Source organism: Serratia symbiotica (Periphyllus acericola) (assembly GCF_964019515.1).
Lineage (GTDB): Bacteria > Pseudomonadota > Gammaproteobacteria > Enterobacterales > Enterobacteriaceae > Serratia > Serratia symbiotica_D.
The window spans coordinates 812,943-839,928 of record NZ_OZ026452.1; the positions used below are offsets into that span (position 1 = coordinate 812,943).

The following is a 26,986-nucleotide window of genomic DNA, read 5'->3' on the forward strand; positions in this document are numbered from 1 at the left end:
CGAATGAGCGTAATTATTGCTGGCGGTGGTATGGCGGGGACGACCTTGGCGCTGGCTATTTCGGTGCTAACCCAGGGCTGCATGGCGGTGGATCTGGTTGAAGCTAAACGCCCGGATGACCGTAGCCACCCAGGCTTTGATGCCCGCACTATCGCGCTGGCGCAAGGCACCTGTCAGCAGTTGATGCGCATTGGCGTCTGGTCAGCGCTGCGCGACTGCGTCACGGCTATTACCCAGGTTCATGTTAGCGATCGAGGTCACGCTAGCTTTGTTAATTTGCATGCGCAGGATTTTCAGGTCGCTGCGCTCGGCCAGGTGATCGAACTGCACGATGCCGGTCAGCGGCTGTTTGCGCTGCTGGCTAGGGCACCTGGCGTGACGCTACACTGCCCGGCGCGGTTGGTTGATGTATTCCGCAGCGCTGAGCAGGTGGAGGTGCTGCTGGACAGCGGCCAGCGTATCAGTGGGCAACTGCTGGTGGCGGCTGACGGTTCGCGTTCTACGCTGGCACAGGCTTGCAATATGCAGTGGCAGCAGAGCGATTACCCGCAGTTTGCTACCATTGCTAATGTCACCACTTCGGAAGATCCACAGGGGCGCGCTTTTGAACGCTTTACCCGCTATGGGCCGCTGGCAATGCTGCCAATGTCGCAAGGCCGCAGTTCGCTGGTGTGGTGTCATGCGCGGGAACAACACGAGCAGGTTGATGCTTGGGACGATAAGCGCTTTATCAGCGTGCTACAACAAGCTTTCGGCTGGCGGTTGGGGCGTATCCTAAAATCTGGCAAACGTCATAGCTATCCGCTAAGCCTGCTGACAGCCAACCGGCACGTCAGTCACCGGTTAGCGTTGGTGGGTAATGCTGCACAGACGTTGCACCCGATCGCCGGGCAGGGGTTTAACCTCGGCCTGCGCGATGTGATGTCACTGGCGGAAACGCTGGCGGAAGCAGCGTATAATGGCGAAGATCCCGGTGGCTATGCATGGCTGAACCGTTATCAACAACGGCGGCAACAGGATCAGAAAGCCACAATTGCGGTGACCGATGGTTTGATCCGTTTGTTCGCTAACTGCTACGGTTCGCTGGTCGTTGGCCGCAATCTGGGTTTGCTGGCGATGGCGCGCTTGCCAGCGATGCGCAATGCCTTCGCCAAGCGCACGTTGGGCTGGGTGGAACGTTAGACTGACATCAGCGCGAGCGCGCAGCCCTGTGTGGTGCGCTATTTTACGCTATTTAAGGAAAGTAGCATGCAATCATTTGACTTGGTTATTGCCGGTGGTGGTATGGTAGGGCTGGCGCTGGCCTGTGGCCTAAAGGGCAGTGGTCTACGCATTGCGGTGCTGGAAAAGCGGCAGCCGGATATGACACCGCCGCAGGAATTGCCTGCGTTACGCGTCTCAGCCATCAACGCTGCCAGTGAGTGTTTTCTGCAACATATCGGTGTCTGGCAGGACATCCTCCAACTGCGCGCCAGCACTTACCACGCGATGGAGGTTTGGGATGGTGATAGCTTCGGCAAAATCACCTTTCGCGGTGATGAGTGTGGCTTCAGCCATCTCGGCCATATTATCGAAAACTCGGTGATCCAACAGGTATTTTGGAAACGTGCCGAAAGCTTTTCTAATATCACCCTGATCACCCCAGCCGCGCTCAAGCAGGTGGATCGGGGCGAAAACGACGCTTTTATCATGCTGGAAGACGGCCGTATGTTGAGCGCCCGGTTGGTGATCGCTGCCGATGGTGCCCATTCATGGCTGCGTCAGCACGCCGACATCCCGCTGACCTTTTGGGATTATCGTCACCATGCGTTAGTAGCCACCATCCGCAGCGAAGTGCCACATCTGGCCACGGCGCGGCAGATATTCCATGGCGATGGCATTCTGGCATTCCTGCCGTTCAGCGATCCGTATTTGAGTTCGATCGTCTGGTCAGTGACGCCGCTCAATGCAGAACGACTCAAGCAATTATCACCGGAGCAATTTAATCGCCAATTAGCAATGGCCTTCGACATGCAGATGGGCAATTGCCGCTTGGAGAGTGAGCGCCTGACCTTCCCGTTGACGGGACGCTATGCGCGCAGTTTCGCCGCGCATCGCTTGGCGCTGGTTGGCGATGCGGCGCACACGGTGCATCCGTTGGCTGGGCAGGGGGTGAATCTGGGCTTTATGGATGCTGCAGAATTAATCTGCGAACTGCGGCGCTTACAGCACCAAGGGAAGGACATCGGCCAGCATCTGTATCTGCGCCGCTATGAACGCCGCCGCAAGCACTGTGCGGCGGTGATGTTAGCCAGTATGCAAGGTTTCCATGAGTTGTTCGACGGCAATCATTCGGCAAAAAAGTTGTTGCGTGGCATTGGCCTACGGCTGGCGGATAGCCTGCCGGGTGTCAAACAGAAACTGGGGCGTCAGGCGATGGGTCTGAATGATTTGCCAGAATGGCTGGCCAAGAACCAATTCCAGTAGGCGTAGATTGTTGCAGCCAGTTTGGATAAAGGACAGCTTGGAACAAGCTGAGCGTACAGAGAGTCTGTGAGGATGGTGAGCATTGCCCAGGTTCAAAATGGGCTAACGGGATAGGTTCTTAATTTTTTCTAATCCGCAGGTCGGTTATCAAAAGGCGGAACTCTGCGTGTGGTCACCGGTATATTATATAACTCCGTATTTTTTCCTGCTGATTGTTGATTTTGTGCCTTTAAGCGCATTTTTTTAGTGAAAAACTCTACACACTAGCCCAGCATTTTTCTGTACCTGAACATTGTCGAGCCTATTCTAACTGATAGTTAATGGGGCCGATCAGTCGTAAGTTCGAGGACAGGTAACGTTTGCGTTATCAGGGTTGGCCGCAATTTTGGGTTGTACCAGCGCAGCGTTTCTGCTGAGCAGTCAGTGCGCCATGGCAACAGTGGCGTATTGCGTGGCTGCCCCCTATCTTCTAGCGATCAAATGGAAAAAGGGAAAAGATGACAAAGCAAACCCCATTGTACGACCAGCATATGACGTGTGGAGCGCGCATGGTGGATTTTCATGGTTAGATGATGCCATTGCATTATGGCTCCCAAATTGGGATGCTGGCATGTTAGATGTCTCCTATATGACTACGGTGGATCTGCACGGAGCCTATACCCGTGAGTTCCTGCGTTACCTGCTGGCGAACGATATCGCCAAGCTTACTCAACCCGGTAAAGCGTTGTATACCGGCATACTGAATGACTCCGGTGGTGTGATCGACGATCTGATCGTCTATTTCCTCGCTGAAGATTATTTTCGCCTGGTAGTGAACTCCGCCACGCGCGAAAAAGACCTGTCCTAGATCGAAGCGCATGCCGTGCCGTGATAGAGTATCGCTGACGGTGCTTGACGATCTGGCGTCGATCGCGGTGCAAAGTCCACAGGCTCAAGAGCGCGCTGCCACCCTATTTACCCCGGAGCAAAAAAGCGCGGTGGAAGGCATGAAGCCGTTCTTCGGCGTACAGACCGGTGATCTGGTTATCGCCACTACCGGCTACACCGGCGAAGCTGGTTATGAGATCCGCCATGCCTAAAGAGCAGGCGGCAGCCTTCTGTCAGCAGCTACTGGCCGCTGGCGGCAAGCCAGCAAGGTTGGGAGCACGTGACACCTTGCGTCTGGAAGCGGGCATGAACCTGTATGGTCAGGACATGGACGAAGGGCGTTTTACCGTTGGCCGCCAACATGTGTTGGACCATTACTTGGCTACCGGAAGATCGTCAGTTCACCGGCCGCGCTTCCCTGGAACAGCAGCGTGAGCTGGGCAGCGAATAATTGGTCGGCTTGATCATGACGGAAAAAGGCGTATTACGCCATGGGCTGCCAGTGCGTTTCACCGACGAAGTGGGGCAGACACGCCAAGGGGCGATCACCAGCGGTTTGTTCTCTTCGACTAGATCGATGGCGTGACCACCCAGCGGGGTGCAGTATCCGCAGCGCCGTTTGGCAGTGCATCGATCTTGCCAATCAGTTGGATGTACATCCGCATGATGGGGGCGGAGGGCTTGAAACAGGCCAGCCAGGTGGTGATCCTCAACGCTAACTTATAACGTTACCCGCCTGAAAGACGCCTATCCGGTGCTGTATACCGGCCGCGATCATCGCGTGGCGCACGAATGCATACTCGACATACGTCCACTTTAAGAAGAGACCGGCATCAGTGAAATGGATATCGCTAAACGTCTGATCGACTAAGGTTTCCATGCACCGACGATGTCGTTACCGGTTGCTGGCATATTGATGGTTGAGCCGACCGAATCGGAAAGCAAGGTGGAGCTGGATCGCTTTATCAATGCCATGCTGGCTATCCGCAGCGAGATCGACCGCGTTGCGCAAGGTGAATGGCCGCTGGGAGATAACCCGCTGGTGAATGCGCCACACGTTCAGGCGGAACTGGTCGGCGACTGGCAGCATGCTTACAGCCGTGAGCTGGTGGTCTTCCCAACCGTTAGCGTACGCGAAAACAAGTACTGGCCAAGCGTCAAGCGTCTGGATGACGTGTACGGCGATCGCAACCTGTTCTGTTCCTGTTTGTCAGTGTGCGAATACTAGGCTGTGCCTGGTCATTGACTGCCAGCAGCGCCTTACCTGCATAGCCTGATAACAGTTTCGGCGAAATTTGTATTCGGAGGGCATTGCATCATGCGGTGCCTTTTTGTGCGGCTTACCCACATTCACATTTTTATTTTAGCCTACACGTGTACACTGGAATTATTCTTAACTTAAGCCGCGATGCGGAAATCTTGAGCAATATAGGTTTGAAAGGATTTTGCTATATGGGAAAAAAGGGCATAGAAAAAATTGGCGACCAGAAAATCTCCGCCGTACCTTATCCTTGGGCTGAGGAGATTACAAACAGCATCAGCCACGGCATTGGGCTGGTGTTCGGCATTGTTGGCCTGGTACTGCTGCTGGTGCAGGCGGTGGACACTGGTGAAGACGTAACGGCCATCACCAGCTACAGCCTGTATGGCGGCAGCATGATCCTGTTGTTTCTCTCCTCCACGCTCTACCATGCTATTCCTCATCAAAAAGTGAAGCACTGGCTGAAAAAGTTTCACCACTGCGCGATTTATCTTTTGATTGCCGGGACTTACACGCCATTTTTGCTGGATAGGTTTGAACTCGCCGCTGGCCAATGGGCTGATGGTGGTAATCTGGGGGCTAGCTTTGCTGGGCGTATTGTGCAAACTGGTCTTTGCCCATCGCTTGAAGTGCTATCGTTGGTAACTGACCTGGCCATGGGCTGGCTATCGCTGATCGTGATTTATCAACTGGCGATACATCTGGCGCTCGGCGGTGTGACTTTGTTGGCGGTTTTTGGGGCGGTCTACACCCGGGGGGTGATTTTCTACGCCTCTAAGCGCATCCGTTTCGGCCGCGCAATCTGGCACGGCTTTGTTCTCTGTGGCAGTGTTTGCCACTTTATGGCTATTTACCTGTACGTTTGATCCCCGTTTTACGACCACCACATATCGTGTTGAACTCATACCTTATTGCAGCCAGTTTGCATACGGACAGCGTGCAACAATCGACGCGTACAGGGAGTACATTCGGTGCCCAGGTGTAAAATGAAAAATCAAATCGCCTAGCGGGATAGATTTCTAAGTGCCGCAATTACTCATCCAGCAAGCGTGATGTTACGGTTGCACTACGCCAGCTATCGGTTAATCACAGACTGTTACGCAGTATTGGATCGCTGGCCCATGCCTGGGTTAAGCATGCTAACGTCTAGGACTCCAGCTTATAGGGCAGCGGCTTGATCGCCAGCTGGCTGTTGGCGTCAGCACGCACTCGCAGCTTACTGTTGGCGTCTAGATCGTTATTCATCACCACTTGTACCCACAGCTTGCCATCGGCAAGTGTGCTGGCTGCCAGCACAGTGCCGGTACGCCGCCAGTTCTCACCCAATTGCAGTTCCAGATCCTCTGCCGCCTGCGGTGTGCGCCCAGCCATACCTTCTAGCCAGTACAGTGCGCGTTTGTTAGCACCGCGAAACTTGGCGCGTGCCACCATCTCCTGACCGGTATAGCAACCTTTGCTGAAGCTGATGCCCTGTAACGCTTGCAGGTTGGTGGCCTGGGGGATCAACTGTGCACTATTAGCGTTGTCGATAATCGGGTAACCGGCTTCGATATCTAGCGCTAGCCATTGGCGGCTGTCGTTCAACTCCGCCTGATCATGAAGTTTAGTCACTAGCTGCTCGGCAACGGCGGTGGTAGTCACCAGCAAGAAACGCTCAGCCGGTTCGGTGAACTGTAACAGGGTGGTATCACCTTCTTGCACCACCTGATGCTTGGCATCCGGCAAGATAGCGAAGGTAATTGCCAGTGCCGCGCGCGCCTGGAAACCGGCCACGCCCAGCAGTACCGCATCATTGTCGGCGGCGATGGTGACCTTGGAGAACACCGCGTACTTCTTGATTTCCGCCAGTTGATTGGCCAGCACGCTACGGCGCTCCAGATAGGCAAAGCCCTCCCCGCGATGGAAAAGGCGCAGGGTGCTCCACATTTTCCCCTTAGTATCGCAGTGGCCGCACGGCACATGCTGGTCAGCCGCCAGTGCATCAATGTCTGCCGTCACCTGGCCCTGAAGATATTTCACAGTATCCGGCCCCTCTAGCGTCACTAACGCCCAATCTTCCAACGAGATTAGCGTCAGGGGCAGATGCGAGGAGGCGACAGGCTGACGAGGTGGGAAAGAAATGTTATAGATCATAGTAAGTTCCTGCTCAGCGTTTAGCATAGAACCTATCCCAATAGGCTACTAAATTGCCCACAACAATTGCGCCTGTTCTATTGGGATGGTTCTCAGGTGTGTTTCACCATGGTAAAAGAGGTGGCGAGCTTTGCAAACTGTTATTCGCGTTTGCATCTCCAGCAGCGCTTTTTAGGATATTGAGCGCCTTAGAACATTTTCCGCTGAGAACGTCCTTCACGATGGTGATATCAAATTGTTATTTTAAAGCTTACGATCAAGGGGCATCCTTTGTCGCTCGTTTTATATCGCGATGGTAGCGCCACGAAGAAAAGAGGTGAGTCATAACAATATGGATATTAACAACAAAGCGCGCATTCATTGGGCCTGCCGCCGTGGCATGCGTGAGCTGGACATCTCCATCATGCCATTTTTCGAATATGAGTATGACCAACTAAATGATACTGACAAGGCACTGTTTATCCGCCTGCTAGAGTGCGATGATCCCGATCTGTTTAACTGGCTGATGAACCATGGCGCACCTGAGGACAGCCAACTGCAAAGAATGGTGGCCCTGATCCAGTCGCGAAATAAAGCCCGTGGCCGAGTGGCGATGTGATGTCCGCATTTCCAGGCGTACCCAATTATTCTCGTTGCTGACGTATGGCGTCCTGGTACTTGCTGATCCTGATTTCGCCTTGGCCAGCAGGCTACGGGCCGATCTCGCTGGTGCTGCTGATACTGGTGGTGTTGCAAGGTATCCGCAGCCAGAAACGCCTCGCCGCAGTGCAGGGCGAGTTGCGCCTGCTGGCGGACTGGCGCATCAGCTGGAATGGCTACGAGTGGCGACTGGTGAAAAACCTTGGATGCCGGATCACGGTATATTGCTGACACTGCACCCCATGGGGGGTAACAAGTACCAGCGGCTGTGGCTGGTTTTGGACAACATGGAGAGGGAAGAATGGCGCTATCTGCGCCAACGTCTGCTGTATCCACCAGTGAGCGATGATGAAGAAACCCGATGAAACTGATGCTCTGGCTGGTAGGTAGGGGATCAGTCAAAAATCGGAGGGACGCTGTTTCCTCCTGGCACGCTCCGCTGCTGTAACCGGAAGGTCATACGTTGGTGCTAGGAGCGGCGCTTCTGGCAAAGCTTGCGCGCTCGGTACGGTTACAGCAGTGGCTCCATCTCCAGCAAGATCTGTTCATACCACTGTTGCAGACGGTCTTCACTGATGTCGAACTGATTGACCTCATCAAGCGCCAAGCCGACAAGGTGCTTACCATCGGCGCTCAGTGCTTTGGGTCTGGTGAACTCGAAGCCATCGGTTGGCCAGAAGCCGATGAACTGTGCGCCTAGCGGGGCTATCTGATCGTTTAACATGCCCAGCGCGTCCAGGAACCATTCGCCGTAACCCAACTGATTGCCCGGGCCATACATGGCGACGATTTTGCCTTTTAGTTCAAGCGTTGTCAGTTGCGGCCAGATCGCCTGCCAGTCTTCTTACAGTTCGCCGAAATCCCAGGTTGGGATACCGAGGATCAAGATCGAGTATTCTTCCATCAGCTTGGGGTAGACGTCTTTCAAGTTATGCAGATCGACCAGGTCTTCATCTAGAATCTCGCGGATTTTTTCTGCCGCCATCTCAGTATAGCAGGTGCTTGAGCTGTAAAACAGACCCATCTTCATGTTTTAACTGTCATATTACCGTTGGTAGAATTGCACCTAGTATACCTGATTTGCCGCAGCTTAAGGCATAATGCCCAAAGAACAGGCTCCATGGACTTCAAGTTGCAACTGGCGGCAAGGGGGTAAATTCTTCCCGCGAGCAGATTTGAGCGCTGCTTGCAATGGCCCCGAAAACTCACCCGCAGCCAAAACGCGGCGGCTTGAAGACAAAAGGCGAAAGCGCAGAATAAGAGAGGATCGCGTGCAACAGCAAGACAATGCCGCAGGCAGATTGAGAAATTCCTGGATGCGCTGTAGCTTGAGCGCAATCTGGCGGAAAACACGCTAGTCTCTTACCGGCTGGATTTGTAGGCGCTGGCTAGTTGCCTAGCTTAACCATCAGAATATCACACTGTTGCAAGCGCAGGCGCTGGATCTACAGGCGTTTCTTGCCGAGCGAGTTGATAGCGGCTACAAAGCTACCAGTTCCGCGCACTTGCTTAGCGCCATGCGCCGCCCGTTCCAGTATCTTTATCGAGAGAAGCTGCGTGCGGATGACCCGACAACGCTGCTAGCCTCGCCGAAGTTGCTGCAGCGGCTGCCAAAGGATCTGAGCGAGACGCAGATCGACGCCCTGCTGAAAGCCCCTTGCGTTGATCAGCCGCTCGAATTACGCGATAAAGCGATGCTTGAAGTATTGTCTGCTACCGGTCTGCGGGTTTCAGAACTGGTTGGCCTGACCATCAGCGATGTCAGCCTGCAGCAGGGCGTGGTACGGGTGATCGGCAAAGGCAACAAAGAGCTGCTGGTGCCACTGGGCGAAGAAGCTGTATATTGGATCGAGAACTATCTGGAACATGGTCGCCCGTGGCTGGTTAACAGCCAGGCGCTGGATGTGTTGTTTCAAAACCAACGCTGCCAGCAAATGACCCGACAGACATTCTGGCATCGTATCAAACACTATGCGATCCTTGCCGGTATCGACAGCGAGCGATTGTCCCCGCATATGTTACGGCACGCATTCGCCACCCACCTGTTGAACCATGGGGCTAATCTCCGTGTAGTATAGATGTTATTGGGACACAGCGATCTCTCTACCACGCAAATTTATACTCATGTAGCGACTGAACGATTGAAACAGCTACATCAATAACATCACCCACGCGCCTGAAGGATTGAAAAAATGAAAAAAGGTTTAATGCTGCTATCTCTGCTGGTGGCTGCGGTGACCAGTGCTGCACACGCCGATGATGCGGCAATCAAAAAAGCGCTCGATAGCCTGGGCATTAAACAAGCTAATCTGCGGCCCTCATCGGTCAAGGGTTTGAAAACCGTGTTGACCGACAGCGGTGTGTTGTACGTGTCTGCAGATGGTAAACATATTCTGCATGGCCCGCTGTACGACATCAGCAGCAAGGTGCCAGTGAACGTCACCAATCAATTGCTGGTAACTCAACTAGAGACGCTGCGAGATCAGATGATCGTCTATAAGGCACCAAAGGAAAAACATGTGATAACCGTTTTTACCGACAGCACTTGCGGTTATTGCCACAAACTGCATCAGCAGATGCATGAGTATAATGATTTGGGCATCACCGTCCGCTATCTGGCCTTCCCGCGTCAGGGAAGGGGCTCCCTGGTCGAGAAAGACATGCAGTCGATCTGGTGCAGTGCCGACAAAGCTAAGGCTTTTGACGCCGCTATGAAGGGCGATGCAGTATCTCCGGCAACCTGCAAAACCGACATCAGCAAACACTATGCGCTCGGTGCGCAGTTCGGCATTCAAGGCACCCCGGCGATCATTTTGGAAAACGGCATGATGATCCCAGGCTACCAGGGCCCCAAAGAGATGGCCGCCATGCTGGGGGCGCATCAGGTTGCGACCAAGGTGGGTGGTTAATCGCGGGTGAGTATCAAAATGCAACTACGCCGCCGAGTGGCGGCGGATGAAAGCCATCTGCCTGCCAGCCTGCCCCCGTTGCTACGTCGTTTGTACGCGTTGCGTGGCGTTAAGGATGAGCAAGAACTGGAGCGTAGCGTCAAGGGCATGCTGCCTTGGCAGCAGTTGAGTGGCATCGACACCGCCGTTGGCATCCTGGAACAGGCATTGGTTGATCGCCGTAGTATCATGGTAGTGGGTGATTTTGATGTAGACGGTGCCACTAGCACCGCACTGACGGTATTGGCGCTTCGTAGCATGGGGGGTAGCGTTGATTATCTGGTACCGAACCGCTTCGAAGACGGCTACGGCCTAAGCCCCGAAGTGGTGGAACAGGCGGCAGCGCGCGGTGCTGAGCTGATCGTGACCGTCGATAACGGCGTTTCTTCTCACGCTGGCGTTGACGTGGCGCATGCCAACGGCATTCAAGTGCTGGTAACTGATCATCACCTGCCAGGTGAAACCCTGCCAGCGGCCGAAGCAATCGTTAATCCCAACTTGCGAGGCTGTAAATTCCCCTCCAAATCGCTGGCCGGCGTTGGGGTTGCTTTCTATCTAATGTTGGCACTACGCGCCCGGCTGCGTGACAGCGGCTGGTTTGCACAGCTCGCGTTGGCAACGCCCAATCTGGCGGAACTGCTGGATTTGGTGGCGCTTGGCACGGTAGCTGATGTAGTACCGCTGGACACTAACAACCGCATTCTAGTTTATCAGGGCTTGCATCGTATCCGTGCCGACAAGTGTCGGCCAGGTATTCGCGCGCTGCTCGAAGTGGCCAATCGCGATGCGCGGCAGTTAGTGGCCAGCGATCTCGGCTTTGCACTCGGCCCACGGCTCAATGCAGCAGGGCGGTTGGACGATATGTCGGTTGGGGTGGCGCTACTATTGAGCGATGACATCGCGCAGGCGCGCATGCTGGCTAACGATCTCGATACGCTGAATCAGACGCGGCGCGAGATTGAGCAAGGCATGCAGATAGAGGCGCTGCATCTGTGCGACCAGTTGGAACGCACCAGCACTGAATTGCCTTACGGATTAGCGATGTACCACCCAGAATGGCATCAAGGGGTAGTGGGTATTCTGGCTTCGCGCATTAAAGAGCGTTTCCACCGCCCGGTGATCGCCTTTGCCCCAGTAGGTGATGGCATCCTGAAAGGCTCTGGCCGTTCGGTGGCCGGGCTGCACATGCGTGATGCGCTCGAGCGGCTGGATATGCTAAGCCCTGGTTTGATGATGACGTTCGGTGGTCATGCAATGGCGGCTGGGCTGTCACTGGAAGAGGCCAAATTCGACGATTTTCGCCAGCGTTTTGGTGAACTGGTGGGCGAATGGCTTGATCCGGCAATGCTAGAGGGAGTTATCTGGTCTGACGGTGAGTTGTCGATGCAGGAGCTATCGCTAACCACGGCAGAACTGCTGCGCGATGGCGGCCCTTGGGGCCAAGCATTCCCGGAGCCGACTTTCAACGGTAGGTTCCGCATCCTGCAACAGCGGTTGGTGGGTGAGAAACACCTGAAGCTGATGGTGGAACCGCTCGGCGGTGGGCCGCTGCTCAACAGTATCGCCTTCAACGTAGACACCACGCTATGGCCGGACAGCAGCGTGGGCGAGGTAGAACTGGCCTACAAGCTCGACATCAACGAGTTTCGTGGCAACCACAACGTGCAATTACTGATCCAACATCTTTGGCCGCATTAGTCTTGCAGGTGGTGATCCGGGGTTGGGCAACGCAAACCCTGGCATCATTTCTGACCGCCACAAAAACCGACCAACTTGCTATAAACTGACGGTGAGATCCGTTAGAATCAGCAACTCTAATGGCATTTAGCCATCGACGACATCAACGTATAAGAACGCAAAACCATGTTTGAAATTAATCCGGTAAAAAACCGAATTCAGGATCTGTCCGAGCGTACTGCCGTTCTTCGGGGGTATCTTTGACTATGACGCTAAAAAGGAACGCCTAGAAGAAATCAACGCCAAGTTGGAACAGCCTGATGTCTGGAGCGAACCTGAACATGCACAGGCACTGGGCAAAGATCGTGCGGAGTTGGAAGCCATCGTAGCGACCATCGACCAACTGACGCAGGGAGGCGAAGATGTCAACGGTCTACTGGAATTGGCGGTGGAAGCCGAAGATGAAGAGACCTTCAACGAAGCAGTCATCGAGCTTGATCAACTGATGTTCAAGCTCGATCGGTTGGAATTCTGCCGTATGTTTTCCGGTGAATCCGACAGCTCGGACTGCTACCTGGATATTCAGGCAGGTTCCGGCGGCACCGAAGCACAAGACTGGGCCAGCATGCTGCTGCGCATGTATCTGCGCTGGGCAGAAGCCAAGGGTTTCAAGACCGAAGTAATCGAAGAGTCCGATGGCGACGTTGCGGGGCTGAAATCCGCCACCATCAAAATTATTGGTGATTACGCGTTTGGTTGGTTGCGCACTGAAACCGGTGTGCATCGCTTGGTGCGCAAAAGCCCTTTTGACTCAGGCGGCCGCCGTCATACCTCATTCAGTTCGGTGTTTATCTACCCGGAAGTGGACGATGATATCGATATTGAAATCAACCCGGCGGATCTGCGTATTGACGTTTACCGCGCCTCTGGTGCAGGTGGTCAGCATGTGAACAAAACCGAATCGGCAGTACGTATTACCCACCTGTCAACCAATATCGTAGTGCAGTGCCAAAATGACCGTTCTCAGCACAAAAACAAGGATCAAGCGTTTAAACAGTTGCGAGCCAAACTGTACGAGTTTGAAATGCAAAAGAAAAAAGCTGATAAACAGACGATGGAAGACAACAAGTCCGATATCGGCTGGGGTAGCCAGATCCGTTCTTACGTGCTGGATGACTCCCGTATCAAGGATTTGCGCACCAACGTTGAAACGCGTAACACGCAAGCCGTACTGGATGGCGATCTGGATAAATTCATTGAAGCAAGTTTGAAAGCAGGGTTATAAGGAACCGAAATGTCTGAGCAACAATCACAGGGCGTCGATCAGGCGCTGGATCTCAATAACGAGTTGCAATCCCGTCGTGAGAAACTGGCTGGCCTGCGTGAAAACGGCATGGCGTTCCCGAACGATTTCCGCCGCGATACCACCTCTGACAAGCTGCACGCTGCTTACGACGACAAAGAAAACCAGGAGTTGGAAGCGCTGGGTGTAGAAGTTACCGTTGCTGGCCGCATGATGACCCGCCGTATCATAGGCAAGGCATCGTTCGTCACTTTGCAGGACGTAGGTGGCCGCATTCAGTTGTACGTTGCGCGCGACGAACTGGCCGCAGACGTCTACAACGAGAAGTTCAAGAAGTGGGATCTGGGCGATATCGTTGGCGCACGCGGCAAATTATTTAAAACCAAGACCGGCGAACTATCGGTCCATTGCGTTGAACTGCGTCTGCTGACTAAAGCCCTGCGTCCATTGCCGGACAAATTCCACGGACTTGCTGACCAGGAAACCCGTTACCGCCAGCGTTATTTGGATTTGATCGCCAACGAAGGATCACGCAACACCTTCAAGGTGCGTTCTCAGATAATGGCATCGATGCGCAACTTCATGGTGGAACGCGGCTTCATGGAAGTCGAAACTCCAATGATGCAAGTGATCCCAGGCGGTGCCTCCGCACGCCCGTTCATTACCCACCACAATGCGCTGGATATTGACATGTACCTGCGTATCGCGCCAGAACTTTACCTGAAGCGTCTGGTCGTCGGCGGATTCGAACGGGTGTTTGAAATCAACCGCAACTTCCGCAACGAGGGTGTCTCGCCGCGCCATAACCCAGAGTTCACCATGATGGAACTTTACATGGCCTACGCGGATTACAACGACCTGATTGAACTGACCGAATCGCTTTTCCGTAGCCTGGCCGAGAAAGTGCTGGGCACCAGCTTGGTGCAGTATGGTGATAAAATGTTCGATTTTGGCAAACCGTTTGAAAAGCTGAGCATGACCGAGGTTATCAAGAAATACCGCCCAGAAACTGATTTGGCCGATCTAGCCGATATGGGCAAAACTGTGACTATCGCTGAATCTATCGGTATCAAGGTTGAAAAAAGCTGGGGGCGGGGCCGCGTTATAACCGAGATCTTCGAAGAAGTTGCGGAAAGCCATCTGATTCAACCGACCTTTATCACCGAGTACCCAGCGGAAGTGTCCCCTCTTGCACGCCGTAATGACCTGAAACCAGAAATTACTGACCGTTTTGAGTTCTTCATTGGCGGCCGTGAAATTGGCAATGGTTTCTCCGAACTTAACGACGCGGAAGATCAGGCGCAGCGTTTCGCTGATCAGGTGAACGCCAAAGACGCTGGTGACGACGAAGCGATGTTCTACGACGAAGACTATGTCACTGCGCTAGAGCACGGCCTACCGCCAACCGCAGGTCTGGGCATCGGCATCGACCGTATGGTGATGCTGTTCACCAACAGCCATACCATCCGCGACGTGATTCTGTTCCCGGCGATGCGCCCACAGAAATAACATCACCTAGCCTAAGCTAACCGCTGCACCTGCTTTTTCGCTGCCCATACTGCCCATTGCACGCTAATTGCTTAAAGAATAGATAGTTATGCGCCATCTCAGCTTGCCCGGTGCTGATAACTCGCTATAATGCCTGACGCACACAGACGCGGGTGTAGTTCAAATGGTAGAACGGCAGCTTCCCAAGCTGCATGCGAAGGTTTGATTCCCTTAATCCGCTCCAAACTGACTTCTCCTAACGTCTACCAAAGCCCACTCAATCTAGTAATCACCAGCCTCTCCGTAAAAACTCGTTATCTCAACGTCTACACACATCTACCCCAATCTATAAATCCGTGTGTATAGAGGACGTTTGATTCACCTCGGAGCTATACACAATGCCCCTCATAGACTATGAGCTAAGGCGCTCTGAGCCACAAGACAAGCCCTATACACTCAGTGATGGCGGTGGGCTTTCTATACTTATTGAGCCGAACGGTTCCAAAGACTGGCGTTTTCGCTACTGCTTCGACGGCAAACCAAAAATGCTTTCCCTTGGGACCATATCTACAGTTTTACTAACCGAGGCAAGGCAAAAGTGCAATGAGGCTAAAAAGCTGGTGGCATCGGGCATCAATCCCAGCTAAGCCAGGAAATAGCAGAAACGAAAGCGGCAAGATATAACTGAAAATACCTTCGAGGGGGATAATGTGGTAATGGTACGACAAGCGTCGCGACGCTATTCAGAGTCATACGTAGAAGGGATGATGAAAACGTTTCAGAGCGGTATTTTCCCATATATTGGCCAATTGCCGATATAAAGCCAATGTAGCTTATGGAGACGCTTTCAAAACTGGACGAATGTGGCGCAACAGAGAGATTATGCAAGGTGCGCCAGCGGTGCGGGGAGGTATGGAAATACGCCATAGTTACCGGCTGGGCTGAATATAACCCCGCCCCGGATCTTGCCAGCGCCTTCTCACCGCATAAGAAAGAACACTATGCCTTCTTATCAGTTGCCGAGTTGCCCGACTTTTCGCATCTTTAACGCTGTGTGATTTATAGACATCGTTTCACTATAATGACTCACCATGAACAGGAAAATTCAGCAGCCGCCACAGTGGGTAAAACTTTATAAAACGTCTGGTGATGCGGGACTTGTATGCCGTCACTGCGGCATTTCCCGCCCAAGATTGCATAAATAGTGGCGAAGGTATCTGGAACAGGGCAGGACTGGAAAGCCACAGTCGTCGCCCTAAAAACTCTCCATCAACGAAAACCAGTGCTGGCGAAGTCGCTCTGATTCTGGAGTTACCTTCCCGGCGAAATCTAGGAGCAAGACGCATTAAGAGTGAGTTAAAGCGGCTTCATTCCTTCTCTCTGGCGATAGCTACGATCCACAATGTTCTTTGCCAGAATCAGGTTAAGACAGTTGTTAAATTTCGGCGTAAAGCTGATTTCATTCGCGACGAACGCCCTGTTCCCGGTGATAGGGTTCAGATGGATACCTGTAAAATTGGCCCCGACTTATAACAGTAAACCTCTGTTAATGATTGCACTCGCTACAGAGGCTTGAGGCTCTACTCTCGTTGCACTGCTGCAAGCACACTGGATTTTATTGATTGTGTTATTGAACAAATGCCTTTCCCAATACAGCGCTTTCAGACCGACCGGGGAAGAGAGTTTTTTGCCGTTAAGGTGCAGGAAAGATTGAAAGAATGCGGCATCAAGTGTCGTCCAAATAAACCAGCTTCGCCTCATCTTAATGGCAAAGTTGAACGTTCCCAAAAGACAGACAAAGCTGAGTTTTACGCTACCCTAGACTTCTCAGCTGCTGACCTGGATAAACTGTTGGCAGAATGGCCGTATTAATATAACTGGGAACGTCCTCATAGCGCTTACAACGGTAAAATGCCGATGGAGCGCTACTTCTAACTTGCTGAGCAAACGCCATACTCTGATGCCGTTCACGCAAACTATCAGCCCAGTGACGAGCATATACAGGAACAGAATTACAAGCTTGAACTTGAGCTGAGAAAATTGAAACGATGTCTATGAATCACACACATTATCCGTCAGACGCGGAACGCGCTGCGCTGGTGGTAGACTGGCGTATTCCGGCTGGTTATACACGGTCAGTACCTGCTATTCCTCCACCTGCGTCAGTTTATTGACCGGGCGCGGACGTACTGAGCGGCGGGACGCCAGTCTTCGGCCTGCCTGTGCCATCTCCTTCCAGGTTATCAGGCTGATATTCACTTCCTAGCAGGCTGGATCCAGACGAGTCCCTGGCCTATAGCCTGCCGTATCCACTGGATAAATTGCACACGTTCGATGGCGGGCGTTAGTCGTCCTCGTCCTCCCCCCGTAGTAACGGTTGAGCTTTTTTCGCAGTACCAGCAGGCGGCAGCCTCCGCCAGCGCTTTTCTTTTCGCGCCAGCTCACGTTTAAGTTGTTTGTTTTCTTTAACCTGTTGCTTGAACTGCGCTTTATCCGTGGGGCTAACGTTATTCTGTTCTATAAAATCCTGCTTTCACCGTGCTATTTGCTGTGGGTAGAGTCTTTTGCGACGACAGTATTCCCCTAATTTCGCCTCACTGAGTGTGGCCGTTTCAACAATGATGGCAAAAGGCTTTGTTGAATAAATCTGATTTGGAATCTCGCAGCGACAGGTGACCACCAAATAGCTGCTTTACTCTGTACCTCGCTGTTGCCGCTATCGAACGTCGGTGGTAGCCTGCGATACTTTTCCACCGTGTGTTGTCTCCGGTAACGCACTGGTTCGCCACCGCTTGATTTCGCTCTGCATAGTCTGCCGACCAATAACGGGCTCCGCTGCTGGGCGGTATTAACGCCTTGAGCTTCTTGCCCCTTAACTCATAATCACACACTCGCGTATCCTAAGCCCGATCCGCCTAGGCGACTTTGATTTTACGGTACCTCTGACGGATGAGACCTGGGAAGGCTTCGGTATCGGTGATATTGCTCAAGGAAAGGTCAGCACAGATGACCTCATGTGTTTCTGTATCTACGGCCAAATGCAGTTTTCGCCAGATACGCCGTTTTTCCTGACCGTGTTTTTTTGCCATCCACTCGCCTTCACCCAACACGTTGAGCCCGCTAGAGTCGATAACGAGGTGCGCAATTTCACCCGGCGTTGCGGTTTTAAACGGGACATGGCCGGACTTCGCCCGCTTACTGATACAGGTGTCTTCCGGGCAGTTCAACAGCACTTTAATCAGTGTGACAATGGAGTCGACGAAGCCCTGTAGGGCGCGAAGTGTCAGGCCGAAAATCCGTTTCAGCATCAATACGCTGGTGATTGCCATATCGGAATAATGTGGTGAGCGACCACGCAGAGAAGGTTTTGCCTCGCAGTACCAGGCGTGAAGTGCCGTTTCATCCCCCCAGCAAGTGAGTAAACCCCGAGTGATAAGGGCGTTATTGTAAGCCTTCCAGTTGGTGATATTGAACTTTTGCTGGGCCACGGAATGTCGCTATTTTGACAGAAGGAGAGTGATCTGATCCTCGTCCCGGCCAAATGTTCGATTTATTCAACAACTCCTCTTTGAACCCTGAAAAACGAAGTGAGACACGCACCGGCATTGTTAGGCTGTATCCGTGCATTGACCGTGGCAACGTCGCAGTCTCAAAAGCCCATAATCAAGGCGCGGAGGGTGTACAAACCCGACAACGCGGAGACCGGCCTTTAGGCCGCAATCCGAAGGATTGAATCTATTTGAACACGCTCCTGGGGGACAAGCCGTTTATTTGGCCCACCATCTCACGGCACACGCCTTGCTGCGCGTTCAAATGACCGCCAGAGACACTCGCGAGCCATTAGCGGACACAGCTTAGTACAGGGGTTTACCGGAATTGTGTTTTATGTTGTCTTTCCACGCGGCGCGCACTTGCTCAACCACGCCTTTTGGCAAAGTGGCATAATCCAGATCGTTAGCTTTTTTTTCACCGATTTTATACGCCCATTCGAAGAACTTAAACACTTCGGCACCCTGAGCAAAGTTCTGCTGCTGTTTATGCATCAGGATAAAGGTAGTAAAGGTGATTGGCCACGCATCATCGCTTTTCTGGTTAGTCAGATCCTGAGCAAAAGTCTTGCTCCAATCCACGCCTTTAGCAGCGGCGCTGAAGCTCTCCTGGATGGGACTCACTGGCTTGCCTTCAGTAGCGATCAGCTTGGTATATGCCAGTTTGTTTTGCTTGGCGTAGGCATATTCCACGTAGCGAATGGAACTAGGAATACGCTGTACGAAGGTAGCAATGCCATCGTTGCCTTTTCCACCCAAGCCGGTTGGCCAGTTAACGGTATCGCCATCGCCGATTTTCTCTTTCCACTGTGCGTTAGCTTTGGCCAGGTAGCGGGTGAAGACGAAAGAAGTGCCAGAACCGTCAGCGCGGCGCACCACGGCGATATGTTGAGCAGGCAGCTTCAAACCTGGGTTCAGCTTAGTGATCACCGGATCATTCCATTTTTTGACGTTGCCCAGGTAGATATCGCCCAAGGTTTTACCGTCCAAATGACGGCGAGGCAGTGGTACGATTAACACTTTGAGTAGAAATCTATTTCACATGCAAAATAAGATGCCGTGGCACCCTGAGTTATCTCCTAAATAATGCGGTCATGTATTCAATATGTTAATCATGTTGTAAAATTGCTCCTTTACAGAGAGCATCTGATGGGTAAAGTTGACGTAAAACGCCCGTTTTGTGGGCAGATTGAGTCGCTTAAAAAGCATGGACTGGGCAAGGCTAAATACCAGCGCTATCGCTGTCAGATATGCCACAGTAGATTATAAAGCCAGCGCGGGCGAATATTAGGCCAGTTACAACTATTACAACTATTTCCAGCATTGCTGCAGTGTCGGCGCAATATCGGGCAATAATTGCCCAGGTTCCCGCGGTTGGGTAGATGGCATTTACACTGCCGATGATCATCCCAATAATCACATACTTTGCTCAGTGAATGGTATATCCGCTAATCAGCCCCTCACCAGGCGGGCGATGATTACTTTTTACAAGACGTCACCCACCACCGGTTACCCAAAGCCCTCTGGGCATGAGTGCATGCTCCCATCCACACAGCAAGGTTAAAAAAGGCAGACAACCGATATAAAACACATAGATAAATCAATTGAACTCATCCGAAAATTCTATTGGTAAAAATTCATGTGGCGCGGCACCCTGGGGGAGATTATCATGCTAGCCATGATGCTTATCTTTGCCACCCAGTGAAAACCTTATGTTTCTTAGCGTTCTTTATACTATCGGTATTACTGCTGAAGCCATGACCGGCGCGCTAGCGGCTGGCCGCCGCCAAATGGATATGTTTGGCGTGATCATCATCGCTTCAGTTACAGCGATCGGCGGTGGATCGGTGCGCGATATGCTACTCGGACATTTCCCGCTTGGCTGGGTCAAACATCCAGAATATGTGGTGATTGTCGCCATTGCGGCGATAATCACCACTTGGGTGGCACCACTGATGCGCCACTTACACCGCCTGTTCCTAGTGTTGGATGCCATCGGCCTGGCCGTGTTTTCAATCATCGGTGCGCAAGTCTCGCTGGATATGGGGCACAGTGCGATTATCGCCGCGATTGCCGCCGTGATCACAGGTGTCTTCGGCGGCGTGCTGCGCGATATGTTCTGTAACCGCATCCCGCTTGTGTTCCAAAAGGAAATTTACGCTGGCATCTCCTTCGCCGCTGCCTGGCTGTATATTGGCCTGCAACATCTCAGCATGCCGCATAACCTGGTGATGGGAATCACCTTGATCGCCGGGCTAAGCGCACGCCTGATAGCCCTGCGTTTCCGCCTTGGCCTACCGATCTTCAACTACCCACATCCAGATCACTGATCCTGCGGCGCGGCACGTAAAACACGTAAAAAGTGCCGCTTGGTGGTGTAAAACCGCAAAAATTTGCTAATTCGCCACGTAAATCCGCCATTCTGATGTTTTTTCACCATCCAGCCACGGGCAAAATGCGTACTAACGCTGCATCCGGCACGTTAGCTATGTATACTGCGTAGAGAAAATACGCATCGCTATTATTGGCATACCAACCGCTATCAACGAACATCATCATGGCTCAAGGCACGCTTTATATTGTCTCTGCTCCCAGTGGCGCAGGTAAATCAAGTCTGATTCAGGCTTTGTTAAAGACACAACCGCTGTACGACACACAAGTTTCGGTTTCGCACACAACCCGCGCTAGCCGCCTAGGTGAACATTATGGAGAGCATTATTTCTTCGTCTCAAAAGATGAATTCCGTCAGATGATTGAGCAGGATGCGTTTCTTGAGTACGCCGAAGTGTTCGGCAACTATTATGGTACCTCGCGCGCCACCATTAAGCAGGTGTTATCGACTGGCGTAGACGTCTTTCTAGATATCGATTGGCAGGGTGCGCAGAAAATCCGCGCCCAAATGCCACAGGCACGCAGCATCTTTATTCTGCCTCCATCAAAGGAAGAACTGGACCGCCGCCTGCGCGGCCGTGGGCAGGATGCCGAAGAGGTGATCGCCAAACGTATGGCTCAGGCTGTGGCCGAAATAATGCACTACGCGGAGTACGATTATTTAATTGTGAACGATGATTTTGATTTGGCGCTGTCCGATCTGAAAACCATTATTCGCGCCGAACGTTTACGTTCAAGCCGTCAATTACTGCGGCATGACGCTTTAATCAGCAAACTATTGGCAGACTGAAAGCAGTTTCAGTATTATGCCCCGTCTTTTCGTCACCTGTGGAGTAGCACAAATATGGCACGTGTAACTGTTCAAGACGCTGTAGAAAAAATTGGTAACCGTTTTGACCTGGTGTTGGTCGCTGCTCGTCGGGCGCGTCAAATCCAGACCGGCGGCAAAGATGCATTGGTTCCAGAAGAGAACGATAAGTGCACCGTTATCGCGCTGCGTGAAATCGAAGAAGGCTTGATCACCAGACAGATCCTTGATGTGCGTGAGCGTCAGGAGCAGCAAGAGCAGGAATCCGCTGAAATTCAGGCTGTTACCGCAATTGCTGAAGGCCGTCGTTAATTAGACTGCGAGTCTGTCTTGTATCTGTTTGAAAGCCTAAAACTACTGACTCAATGTTACCTGCCTGAGGAGCAGATTAAGTGCCTCAAACAGGCCTACCTCGTTGCACGTGATGCTCACGAGGGACAGACACGTTCCAGCGGTGAGCCTTACATTACTCACCCGGTTGCTGTGGCTTGTATTCTGGCGGAGATGCGTCTTGATCATGAGACGCTAATGGCCGCCCTGCTGCATGATGTCATCGAAGACACCCCAGCCACCTACCAAGATATGGATCAGCTGTTCGGAAAATGCGTCGCCGAACTGGTTGAAGGTGTATCTAAACTCGACAAGCTGAAGTTTCAGGACAAAAAAGAAGCACAGGCGGAAAACTTCCGCAAAATGATCATGGCGATGGTGGAGGACATCCGCGTTGTGCTGATCAAGCTGGCTGACCGCACGCACAATATGCGCACTCTTGGCTCACTGCGCCCCGACAAACGGCGGCGCATCGCGCGTGAAACCTTGGAAATCTACAGCCCGTTAGCCCACCGCTTGGGTATTCACCACCTAAAAACCGAGCTGGAAGAGTTGGGCCTTGATGCGCTGTACCCTAACCGCTACCGCGTGATCAAGGAAATGGTAAAAGCCGCACGCGGCAACCGTCAGGAGATGATCCAGAAAATTCTCTACGAGATTGAAGGACGGTTGACCGAAGCCGGCATTCCCTGCCGCGTCAGTGGACGGGAAAAACACCTCTACTCCATCTATCTCAAGATGCATCTCAAAGAACAGCGTTTCCATTCGATTATGGATATCTACGCGTTTCGGGTAATTGTGAAAGAGGTGGATACCTGCTACCGGGTGCTCGGCCAAGTTCACAACCTATATAAACCGCGTCCGGGGCGGTTCAAGGACTATATCGCGATTCCCAAGGCCAACGGCTATCAATCGCTGCATACGTCACTGATCGGCCCGCATGGCGTGCCGGTTGAGGTCCAGATCCGCACTGAAGACATGGATCAGATGGCCGAGATGGGGGTCGCCGCACATTGGGCTTATAAAGAAGAAAAAGAACAGGGCGAAACCGGCACCACCGCACAGATCCGAGCACAGCGCTGGATGCAGAGCCTGCTGGAGCTACAGCAAAGCGCTGGCAGCTCATTTGAATTTATCGAGAGTGTAAAATCTGATCTATTCCCGGATGAGATTTACGTTTTCACCCCAGAAGGCCGCATCGTCGAGTTGCCTGCGGGGGCCACGCCAGTTGATTTCGCCTTTGCGGTGCACACTGATATCGGCCATGCCTGCGTTGGCGCACGCGTCGATCGCCTGCCGTATCCGTTATCGCAGTCGCTGACCAGCGGGCAGACGGTGGAGATCATTACCGCTCCGGGCGCATGGCCAAATGCCGCCTGGTTAAATTTTGTCGTTAGCTCGAAAGCACGCGCAAAAATCCGCCAGATGCTAAAAAACCTCAAACGCGACGATTCTGTCAGCCTCGGCCGTCGTCTGCTGAACCATGCGTTGAGCGGCAGCCGTAAGCTGGCCGAGATCCCGCAGGAAAATATCCAGCACGAGCTGGAACGCATGAAGCTGGCGACATTGGACGATTTGCTAGCGGAAATCGGCCTCGGCAATGCCATGAGCGTAGTGGTGGCCAAAAACCTACAAGGCGATCAATCCAGTCTGGGCAGCACCTCCCCTGGCGGGCGCAACCTGGCTATCAAAGGCGCAGACGGTGTACTTATCACCTTCGCCAAATGCTGCCGCCCCATCCCCGGCGACCCGATTATCGCCCACATAAGCCCAGGCAAAGGGCTGGTGATCCACCATGAGTCCTGCCGTAATATCCGAGGCTACCAAAAAGAGCCCGAGAAATTCATGGCGGTCGAGTGGGATAAAGAGATTGAGCAGGAATTCATCGCTGAGATCAAAGTGGATATGTTTAACCATCAGGGGGCGCTAGCCAACCTAACGGCTGTCATCAACGCGGCCAAGTCTAATATACAGAACCTGAATACCGAAGAAAAAGATGGCCGGGTTTATAGCGTCTTTATCCGCTTGACCACCCGTGATCGCATCCATTTGGCAAACATTATGCGTAAAATCCGTATCATGCCAGATGTGATCAAAGTTAACCGCAACCGAAACTAGCGCTTATGAGTCCTGAACGCTATGCGCGGATTAGTGAAATACTTGCTACCCGGCAGCCACATCTGACGGTCTACCTGGAGCAGGTACTCAAGCCACATAACATCTCCGCTATTATCCGCACCGCCGATGCCATTGGCATACATCAAGTGCATGCCGTGTGGCCAACCACACGCATACGCACGCTGGTTTACTCCGCCGCTGGCAGCAACATCAAAACCCACCACACCATCTCTGACGCAGTGAACCATCTGAAAACCCAAGGCATGCAAGTGCTGGCAACCCACCTTTCTTTCCGCGCGGTCGATTTCCGCGAGGTGGATTATACCCGCCAGACCTGCGTGCTACTCGGCCAGGAAAAAACGGGGATGACCGTTGAAGCACTAGCGCTTGCCGATAAAGACATTATCATTCCGATGATCGGTATGGTGCAATCACTCAACGTTTCCGTGGCTTCCGCCTTTATCTTGTATGAAGCGCAGCGCCAGCGGCAAATCGCTGGCCTGTACCAACGCGATCGCAGCATGCTGGACGAAGAAGAACAGCAGCGCTTGCTATTTGAAGGCGGCTATCCCGTGCTGGCCAACGTAGCCAAACGCAAAGGGTTGCCGAGACTGCATATTGATGATCGGGGCCAGGTGGTTGCCGAGACCAAATGGTGGGCGGCCATGCAAGCAACGGTGCGCCAATGAAAGGCCGCCTACTGAATGCTGTACCACTCACCACGCTTTCTGGGGTTGGTGCCAGCCAGGCCGGCAAATTAGCTAAAATCGGCTTGGAAACCATTCAGGATCTGCTGTTGCACCTGCCGCTGCGCTACGAAGATCGCACTCGGCTGTACCCGATAAATGACCTGCTGCCAGGCATCTACGCCACGGTAGAAGGGGAAATACTGCGCAGCGACACCAGCTTTGGCCGCCGACGCATGCTGACCTGCCAAATCAGCGATGGCACGGGCATTCTTACCCTGCGCTTTTTCAATTTTAATGCGGCGATGAAAAATAGCCTGACCACCGGCCGCCGCGTGACCGCCTACGGTGAGATAAAACGCGGCAATCACGGCACGGAGAGCATCCATCCGGAATACCGCATTCAGGGAGAAAGCAACGAAATTGATTTGCAGGCATCACTGACCCCAGTCTACCCGACTACCGAAGGCATCAGGCAAGCCATGCTGCGCAAGCTGACCGATCAGGCACTGGAATTGCTGGATACCTGTACCATAACCGAACTGCTGCCACCAGAGGTAAGAGGTGAGCTAATGAGCTTACCGCAAGCACTGCACACCCTGCACCACCCACCGCCAGCTATCCAGCTAACGGATCTGGAACAGGGCAAGCATCCCGCGCAAAGACGCCTGATCCTCGAAGAACTGCTGGCACACAATCTCAGCATGCTGGCAGTGCGTGCCGGTGGGCAAAGTTATCAGGCGCTGCCATTGCTGCCAGATAATCGATTAAAAAAACCCTTCCTTGCCCAGTTGCCATTCTCACCGACCAGCGCGCAGGAACGGGTAGTAGCCGATATCGAAGCCGATATGCAAAAGGCCTTTCCGATGATGCGACTGGTGCAAGGTGACGTTGGCTCAGGCAAAACGCTGGTGGCGGCACTGGCAGCCTTGCGCGCCATCGCACACGGCAAGCAGGTGGCGCTGATGGCACCGACCGAGTTGCTGGCCGAGCAGCACGCCACCAATTTCCGCCAGTGGTTCGAGCCATTGGGCCTGGAAGTCGGCTGGCTGGCTGGCAAACAGAAAGGCAAAGCACGCATCGCACAACAGGAAGCCATCGCCACTGGCCAAGTGTCGATGGTGGTCGGCACGCACGCTATTTTCCAGGAACAGGTGCAGTTCAACTGCCTGGCTCTGATTATCATCGACGAACAACACCGCTTTGGCGTCCATCAGCGGCTTGCACTGTGGGAAAAGGGCGAAGATCAAGGCTTCCACGCCCACCAGTTGATCATGACCGCCACGCCGATCCCGCGCACGCTGGCGATGACCGCCTATGCCGATCTTGATACCTCAGTCATCAATGAGTTGCCACCGGGCAGGACGCCGGTCACCACCGTCGCTATTCCCGATACCCGGCGCACCGACATCATCCAGAGGGTGAAAAGCGCCTGCATGGAGGAAGGCCGACAGGCTTATTGGGTCTGTACGCTGATCGAAGGATCCGAATTGCTTGGAGCGCAGGCGGCAGAAGTCACTTGGCAAGAGTTGAAAGCCTCGTTGCCTAAGCTGAAAGTAGCGCTGGTGCATGGTCGCATGAACGCACAGGAAAAACAGGTGGTGATGCAGTCTTTTAAACAGGGCGAGCTACAGCTTTTGGTTGCTACCACTGTGATCGAAGTCGGCGTAGATGTGCCGAACGCCAGCTTGATGATCATTGAGAACCCGGAACGGCTGGGGCTGGCGCAGTTACACCAGTTGCGCGGCCGTGTAGGACGTGGCGCTGTGGCCTCACACTGCGTGCTGCTGTACAAGACGCCGCTGAGTAAAACGGCGCAAAAGCGCTTGCAAGTACTGCGCGATAGCAACGATGGCTTTGTGATCGCCCAGCGTGATCTGGAAATTCGCGGCCCCGGCGAGCTGCTCGGCACCCGTCAGACCGGTAGCACCGAATTCAAGGTGGCGGATTTGCTGCGTGACCAGGCAATGATCCCGGAAGTGCAACGCATCGCTCGCCATATCCATCAGCAGCACCCGGAACTCGCCCGTGCGCTGATCGATCGCTGGCTACCAGAAAAGGTGCTCTACTCTAACGCATAAAAGATCCTCCGCAGACAAGACAAGAAAAAGGAAATCAAAATGCAACCTCTACCGCCAAGGCGTTGCACAATATTTAGAACCTATCCTATAAGGCTATTTTATTCGTCATTTTGGCTCTGGACAGTGCTCACCCTCCTAACGTACTCCCTGTACGCGCCAGTTGTTGCGCACTGTCCCTGTGAAAGCAGGCGGCAACAATGTATGCCGACTGGGATAGGCTGTTAGGCGCAACCGTTTGCTTT

Annotated in this window: 17 protein-coding genes, 1 tRNA gene and 8 pseudogenes; 22 read left to right on the forward strand and 4 right to left on the reverse strand. The window is 53.1% G+C overall.

Annotated features, from left to right (window positions below):
- Nucleotides 1–3 precede the first annotated feature (3 nt).
- The 5 genes and pseudogenes from ubiH to trhA all read left to right on the forward strand — a co-directional run bounded on the left by ubiH (nucleotide 4) and on the right by trhA (nucleotide 5,460).
- A complete protein-coding gene (gene ubiH / locus AACL06_RS04595) occupies nucleotides 4–1,182 on the forward strand; it encodes a 2-octaprenyl-6-methoxyphenyl hydroxylase (RefSeq protein ID WP_339038093.1) in 1,179 nt (392 codons plus the stop codon).
- A 66-nt stretch (nucleotides 1,183–1,248) separates the two neighbouring features.
- Nucleotides 1,249–2,466, forward strand: a complete 1,218-nt coding sequence (ubiI, locus tag AACL06_RS04600) for an FAD-dependent 2-octaprenylphenol hydroxylase (protein ID WP_339038095.1) — start codon at nucleotides 1,249–1,251, stop codon at nucleotides 2,464–2,466.
- Between the two features lie 497 nt (nucleotides 2,467–2,963).
- A pseudogene (gene gcvT / locus AACL06_RS04605) lies at nucleotides 2,964–3,904 on the forward strand (glycine cleavage system aminomethyltransferase GcvT); the annotation flags it as partial.
- A gap of 17 nt (nucleotides 3,905–3,921) precedes the next feature.
- Nucleotides 3,922–4,561, forward strand: a pseudogene (locus AACL06_RS04610) (glycine dehydrogenase (aminomethyl-transferring)); the annotation flags it as partial.
- Nucleotides 4,562–4,644: 83 nt separating this feature from the next.
- The gene (gene trhA, locus AACL06_RS04615; protein WP_339038097.1) at nucleotides 4,645–5,460 is read left to right on the forward strand and encodes a PAQR family membrane homeostasis protein TrhA; all 816 of its coding nucleotides are present in this window, start codon (nucleotides 4,645–4,647) and stop codon (nucleotides 5,458–5,460) included.
- A 280-nt stretch (nucleotides 5,461–5,740) separates the two neighbouring features.
- Here trhA and ygfZ read toward each other — a convergent pair whose 3' ends face one another.
- On the reverse strand, nucleotides 5,741–6,727 hold the full coding sequence (gene ygfZ / locus AACL06_RS04620; RefSeq protein ID WP_339038099.1) for a tRNA-modifying protein YgfZ: 987 nt from the start codon (nucleotides 6,725–6,727) through the stop codon (nucleotides 5,741–5,743).
- Between the two features lie 331 nt (nucleotides 6,728–7,058).
- Here ygfZ and sdhE point away from each other — a divergent pair, with 331 nt between their 5' ends.
- Together sdhE and AACL06_RS04630 are read left to right on the forward strand one after the other, a co-directional pair.
- On the forward strand, nucleotides 7,059–7,325 hold the full coding sequence (sdhE, locus tag AACL06_RS04625; RefSeq protein WP_339038292.1) for an FAD assembly factor SdhE: 267 nt from the start codon (nucleotides 7,059–7,061) through the stop codon (nucleotides 7,323–7,325).
- Nucleotides 7,306–7,731: pseudogene (locus AACL06_RS04630) on the forward strand (protein YgfX). Before sdhE ends, AACL06_RS04630 begins: the two are co-directional and overlap by 20 nt.
- 146 nt (nucleotides 7,732–7,877) lie before the next feature.
- Here AACL06_RS04630 and fldB read toward each other — a convergent pair.
- A pseudogene (fldB, locus tag AACL06_RS04635) lies at nucleotides 7,878–8,396 on the reverse strand (flavodoxin FldB).
- 309 nt (nucleotides 8,397–8,705) lie between these two features.
- Between fldB and AACL06_RS04640 the strand changes: the two are divergent.
- The 9 genes and pseudogenes from AACL06_RS04640 to AACL06_RS04675 all read left to right on the forward strand — a co-directional run bounded on the left by AACL06_RS04640 (nucleotide 8,706) and on the right by AACL06_RS04675 (nucleotide 16,840).
- A pseudogene (locus AACL06_RS04640) lies at nucleotides 8,706–9,528 on the forward strand (site-specific tyrosine recombinase XerD).
- Between the two features lie 30 nt (nucleotides 9,529–9,558).
- Nucleotides 9,559–10,275, forward strand: a complete 717-nt coding sequence (gene dsbC, locus AACL06_RS04645; protein WP_339038101.1) for a bifunctional protein-disulfide isomerase/oxidoreductase DsbC — start codon at nucleotides 9,559–9,561, stop codon at nucleotides 10,273–10,275.
- A 6-nt stretch (nucleotides 10,276–10,281) separates the two neighbouring features.
- Entirely contained in the window at nucleotides 10,282–12,012 is a 1,731-nt protein-coding gene (gene recJ, locus AACL06_RS04650) for a single-stranded-DNA-specific exonuclease RecJ (RefSeq protein ID WP_339038103.1), read from the forward strand.
- A gap of 165 nt (nucleotides 12,013–12,177) precedes the next feature.
- Nucleotides 12,178–13,276, forward strand: a protein-coding gene (gene prfB / locus AACL06_RS04655) for a peptide chain release factor 2 (RefSeq protein ID WP_339038105.1) whose coding sequence is annotated in 2 segments (ribosomal slippage) — nucleotides 12,178–12,252 and nucleotides 12,254–13,276 — 1,098 coding nt in all. Because the reading frame shifts where the segments join, the coding sequence is not laid out codon by codon here.
- Between the two features lie 9 nt (nucleotides 13,277–13,285).
- Entirely contained in the window at nucleotides 13,286–14,803 is a 1,518-nt protein-coding gene (lysS, locus tag AACL06_RS04660; protein WP_339038107.1) for a lysine--tRNA ligase, read from the forward strand.
- Between the two features lie 148 nt (nucleotides 14,804–14,951).
- Nucleotides 14,952–15,026 (forward strand) — tRNA-Gly (locus tag AACL06_RS04665).
- A 154-nt stretch (nucleotides 15,027–15,180) separates the two neighbouring features.
- Nucleotides 15,181–15,429 carry an Arm DNA-binding domain-containing protein gene (locus AACL06_RS04670; protein ID WP_339038109.1) on the forward strand — a complete coding sequence of 83 codons (249 nt, stop codon included), beginning with the start codon at nucleotides 15,181–15,183 and terminating at the stop codon, nucleotides 15,427–15,429.
- 188 nt (nucleotides 15,430–15,617) lie between these two features.
- Entirely contained in the window at nucleotides 15,618–15,830 is a 213-nt protein-coding gene (locus tag AACL06_RS10545; protein WP_425336932.1) for a phage integrase central domain-containing protein, read from the forward strand.
- 43 nt (nucleotides 15,831–15,873) lie between these two features.
- Nucleotides 15,874–16,840, forward strand: a pseudogene (locus AACL06_RS04675) (integrase core domain-containing protein).
- A gap of 599 nt (nucleotides 16,841–17,439) precedes the next feature.
- Here the strand turns inward: AACL06_RS04675 and AACL06_RS04680 are convergent.
- Nucleotides 17,440–18,270: pseudogene (locus tag AACL06_RS04680) on the reverse strand (IS5 family transposase); the annotation flags it as partial.
- A gap of 366 nt (nucleotides 18,271–18,636) precedes the next feature.
- A pseudogene (gene pstS, locus AACL06_RS04685) lies at nucleotides 18,637–19,320 on the reverse strand (phosphate ABC transporter substrate-binding protein PstS); the annotation flags it as partial.
- Nucleotides 19,321–20,042: 722 nt separating this feature from the next.
- Between pstS and AACL06_RS04695 the strand changes: the two are divergent.
- The 6 genes from AACL06_RS04695 (at nucleotide 20,043) to recG (ending at nucleotide 26,744) form a co-directional block, all read left to right on the forward strand.
- Entirely contained in the window at nucleotides 20,043–20,660 is a 618-nt protein-coding gene (locus AACL06_RS04695) for a trimeric intracellular cation channel family protein (protein ID WP_339038111.1), read from the forward strand.
- Nucleotides 20,661–20,887: 227 nt separating this feature from the next.
- Nucleotides 20,888–21,511 carry a guanylate kinase gene (gene gmk / locus AACL06_RS04700; RefSeq protein WP_339038114.1) on the forward strand — a complete coding sequence of 208 codons (624 nt, stop codon included), beginning with the start codon at nucleotides 20,888–20,890 and terminating at the stop codon, nucleotides 21,509–21,511.
- A gap of 54 nt (nucleotides 21,512–21,565) precedes the next feature.
- Nucleotides 21,566–21,841 (forward strand): DNA-directed RNA polymerase subunit omega, encoded by a 276-nt coding sequence (gene rpoZ, locus AACL06_RS04705; RefSeq protein ID WP_339038116.1) that lies wholly within the window; start codon nucleotides 21,566–21,568, stop codon nucleotides 21,839–21,841.
- Nucleotides 21,842–21,859: 18 nt separating this feature from the next.
- Complete coding sequence (spoT, locus tag AACL06_RS04710; protein WP_339038118.1) at nucleotides 21,860–23,977, forward strand: bifunctional GTP diphosphokinase/guanosine-3',5'-bis pyrophosphate 3'-pyrophosphohydrolase; 2,118 nt, start codon at nucleotides 21,860–21,862, stop codon at nucleotides 23,975–23,977.
- Nucleotides 23,978–23,982: 5 nt separating this feature from the next.
- A complete protein-coding gene (gene trmH / locus AACL06_RS04715) occupies nucleotides 23,983–24,666 on the forward strand; it encodes a tRNA (guanosine(18)-2'-O)-methyltransferase TrmH (RefSeq protein ID WP_339038120.1) in 684 nt (227 codons plus the stop codon).
- Nucleotides 24,663–26,744, forward strand: a complete 2,082-nt coding sequence (recG, locus tag AACL06_RS04720) for an ATP-dependent DNA helicase RecG (RefSeq protein ID WP_339038294.1) — start codon at nucleotides 24,663–24,665, stop codon at nucleotides 26,742–26,744. Before trmH ends, recG begins: the two co-directional genes overlap by 4 nt.
- Nucleotides 26,745–26,986: the final 242 nt, after the last annotated feature.

Coding starts and splice junctions, on each gene's coding strand:
- ubiH (WP_339038093.1), top strand. CDS start 4: ATGAGCGTAATTATTGCTGGCGGTGGTATGGCGGGGACGACCTTGGCG.
- ubiI (WP_339038095.1), top strand. CDS start 1,249: ATGCAATCATTTGACTTGGTTATTGCCGGTGGTGGTATGGTAGGGCTG.
- ygfZ (WP_339038099.1), bottom strand. CDS start 6,727: ATGATCTATAACATTTCTTTCCCACCTCGTCAGCCTGTCGCCTCCTCG.
- sdhE (WP_339038292.1), top strand. CDS start 7,059: ATGGATATTAACAACAAAGCGCGCATTCATTGGGCCTGCCGCCGTGGC.
- dsbC (WP_339038101.1), top strand. CDS start 9,559: ATGAAAAAAGGTTTAATGCTGCTATCTCTGCTGGTGGCTGCGGTGACC.
- lysS (WP_339038107.1), top strand. CDS start 13,286: ATGTCTGAGCAACAATCACAGGGCGTCGATCAGGCGCTGGATCTCAAT.
- AACL06_RS04670 (WP_339038109.1), top strand. CDS start 15,181: ATGCCCCTCATAGACTATGAGCTAAGGCGCTCTGAGCCACAAGACAAG.
- AACL06_RS10545 (WP_425336932.1), top strand. CDS start 15,618: ATGGAGACGCTTTCAAAACTGGACGAATGTGGCGCAACAGAGAGATTA.
- AACL06_RS04695 (WP_339038111.1), top strand. CDS start 20,043: ATGTTTCTTAGCGTTCTTTATACTATCGGTATTACTGCTGAAGCCATG.
- gmk (WP_339038114.1), top strand. CDS start 20,888: ATGGCTCAAGGCACGCTTTATATTGTCTCTGCTCCCAGTGGCGCAGGT.
- rpoZ (WP_339038116.1), top strand. CDS start 21,566: ATGGCACGTGTAACTGTTCAAGACGCTGTAGAAAAAATTGGTAACCGT.
- trmH (WP_339038120.1), top strand. CDS start 23,983: ATGAGTCCTGAACGCTATGCGCGGATTAGTGAAATACTTGCTACCCGG.
- recG (WP_339038294.1), top strand. CDS start 24,663: ATGAAAGGCCGCCTACTGAATGCTGTACCACTCACCACGCTTTCTGGG.